Below are 3,212 nucleotides of genomic sequence, written 5' to 3' on the forward strand. Positions count from 1 at the left end.
TATTAAACAACTTATTTTAAGGAACAATTATGAAATACCCTTTAGATTGTGAAGACAATTTTTCAAAATCATTTTTATTTTGGATAGCTAAATTTCTAAAATTTAAATTGAATTCTTTATCAAATAAACTACTTGAAAAAGCAGAAGAATTAAGAGAGATTAATATTGCTTTAAGTAAAAATAATTTCACCATAGAAGAATTAGATGAGTTAGCTAAAAAATCAAGAAATATAGGAATGATTGGTGTAAATACTTATTTCAACCCTATTAAAAAATTTTACGAGCAAATAATTCACTATAAGCTGTACTCTCTAAAACTAATTGATGAAGAATTAGTAATTGAAATTCTATCAAGTATAACAGCAGGTCTTAGTGATGCGAGTAAAAAAAATCACAAAATCGCTATAGTTAATTTTTTTAAATTTTTAAGTTCGCAAAATAAAGATGATGATAGCTCTTATGTTTATGAAATAGAGTTAAAAAACTGGTCAGGATTAAACTCATCATCAGGACAAAAACTACCAGAATTTATGAGTGAAGAGCAAATGAAAACATTTTTAAATACTCTAAATAATTATGAGTTTAAAAGTAATCAAGACAGAAATAAACTTGCTATAAAAATCATATTATTTACTGGAGTAAGGGTTAATGAAGTTCTTAGATTAAGGTTAAAAGATATTAGCTATGAAAATGATTTAATAAGCCTTAGAATTCATGCTAAAGGTAATAAATATAGAGTGGTTTTACTAAATATAAATTCCATTAAAGAGCATTTAGAATATTTTAATAATTTCGCTGAACCTAATCAATACTTATTTACAAATAAACAAGGTAAGCCATTAACTCAAGCTTATATATCAAGATTAATTGAAAATGTATTATTAGCAGCCGGTATTCGCAAAGAAAAAAATGGAGCTCATATGCTAAGACATAGTTTTGCTACCCTACTTTATAAAAAAGAAAAAGATTTGTTATTAGTCCAAGAAGCCTTAGGGCATGCTTCGCTTAATACTTCAAGAATTTATACTCATTTTGATAATGATAAATTAAAATTAGCAGCAAAAATAGCTAATAATTTAAAAGAAGACTAAAAAGTCTTCTTATGTATCCATCAAAACTATTAAATTAATTTAGCTCAAAACAAGTATAGTCTATATATTAAGTAAAATAACAAATAAAACTAGTAAAAAACACTTTTCATCATATAAGCTAATATCACCAAAAAACGAACCTAATCCATAAATAACTCTAAATTACTCTAAATATTTAAACTGAATACCCTACTTTATTTTGAAATTATTCTTTTATAAAGTAAAACTAAAAAAACAACTAGCTAAAATAAAACTTTAATAGATAAAAAAGATTTTTTCATCGTATAGGTTGTAAGATATTCAAAAATAAACTATTACTAATCAACCTAATCTATTTATTTTTAAATACTTAAGCTGAATACCCTACTTTATTTTGAACCTATTCTTTTATAAAAAAATTAACACAAATAAACCACTTTAGCCAAAACAACTATAAACTATAAACAAAAGCACATAATACTAAATTTTATTTTGTTTAGCTTAGTTTTTGCTCTATTATATATAGTGTTTATCCTATAAAAAGTAATAGCACAAATACACCTAATCCGTAAAACTCTTATTTATTCCAAAATTTAAGCTGAATACCCTACTTTATTTTGAACCTATTCTTTTATAAAAGAAAACTAAAAAACAACTAGCTAAAATAAAACTAGCACATATAAAAAACACTTTTTCATCATATAAGTTATAAAAATACCCACCACTTAAACTACCAAAAAACGCACCTAATCCGTAAAAACTCTGATTTATTCCAAATATTTTTGAGCTAATTTGTTTAGGTATCTTTTTTCTTATCATAGAATAAACGCTAGGCATAATAGAGCAAAAGCTAATACCGGTTATAAACCTAACTAAGCAAAATAACCAAAAATTATGGCTAGTAAAATAATGCAATATTAAACATATAAACAAAGCAAAAGTGCTAATTAAAATCAAATTAACTTCTCCATAATCTTTTGCTAATTTTGATAATTTCGGAGCAAATATAGCACTAGCAATTCCTGCTAAACTAAAGCAAAAACCTGTAGCTAATTCTTTATGATCTACTAGTTTTGAAACAAATAAGCCGATTATAGGACCTATAAATGTTTGAGAATACTGCACTAAAAACGAAGCTAAACACAAAACTATTACAAATGAATACAAGCCTTTATCAAGCCTTATTTTTTCGCCTTTAGGAACTGGAGTAAAATCTTCTTTTACAAAAAATAATATCAATAAAAATATACTAATTAATAAAAATCCTGATATTGCAAACTGAACTCTAAAATCAAAAAAGTGCATTAATACTCCACCAAACAATGGTCCTAAAAGCGAGCCTGTTATCTGAAATGAGCTAAGTTTTGCAAGAGATACATTCACATCATCTTTAGGAGCATTAACAGCTATTAATGCAATACAAGCAGGGTTAAACCCAGAAAAAAATCCCATAATAAATCTAAGTATTATAAATGATTCTGCGGTTTTTAAAAATACGCTAATTAACAAGCACAAGCCCATACCAAAACTAGCTCTTAAAAGCATTTTTTTACGACCATATTTATCAGCTAAAATACCCCATAATGGTGCAAACAACGCCATAGTAAGTGTGCTACCAGCATAAGCTAAACCACTATATAAGCTAATCTTATCTCCGCTCACTCCATATTCTTGCATAATAAATGGTAAAAGCGGTAGAATTTGATTAAGCGCTAATGTGCTTAAAAATGAACCTAATGAAACTATTAAAAGCATAAATTTAAAATTACTTTGCATAGGTTTATTATAGTTCTTGTTTGTAATTAAAGCTACTTTTATAGTGAATAATTAAGTGATTTAAAATAAATTGAAAGCTTTAAATATTCGTTGCTTAAGTTAGATTTTATATATAAAACCCAATAAATCACTAAGATATTTGAAAAAACACTCAAAAGGAATTTAAAAACAAACTTTTAAATTCCTTAATCTTTTTTAGTATTTACTTACACTTTTAAAAACATACTCACTCATCATCACCAGGAGCTACTCTTTGTAAGTATTTTACTACTTGATAGTATTCATTCTCATCTAAACTTGCATTATCTTGCATAGATTTAATTGTGCTTGGCCATACATTTTTACTAAACTCATCATAAGCATGTA

Annotated in this window: 2 protein-coding genes; one reads left to right on the plus strand and one right to left on the minus strand. The window is 25.9% G+C overall.

Going from position 1 to position 3,212, the window contains the following annotated elements:
- Window positions 1–29: 29 nt before the first annotated feature.
- A complete protein-coding gene (locus KJQ97_RS09040) occupies window positions 30–1,091 on the plus strand; it encodes a tyrosine-type recombinase/integrase (protein WP_214120637.1) in 1,062 nt (353 codons plus the stop codon).
- A 591-nt stretch (window positions 1,092–1,682) separates the two neighbouring features.
- Here KJQ97_RS09040 and KJQ97_RS09045 read toward each other — a convergent pair.
- Window positions 1,683–2,825, minus strand: coding sequence for an MFS transporter (locus KJQ97_RS09045; RefSeq protein WP_214120638.1), 1,143 nt, complete (start codon window positions 2,823–2,825; stop codon window positions 1,683–1,685).
- Between the last annotated feature and the right edge of the window lie 387 nt (window positions 2,826–3,212).

The sequence above is a fragment of the Campylobacter sp. 2018MI01 genome, assembly GCF_018501205.1.
In the GTDB taxonomy this organism is placed as follows: domain Bacteria; phylum Campylobacterota; class Campylobacteria; order Campylobacterales; family Campylobacteraceae; genus Campylobacter_E.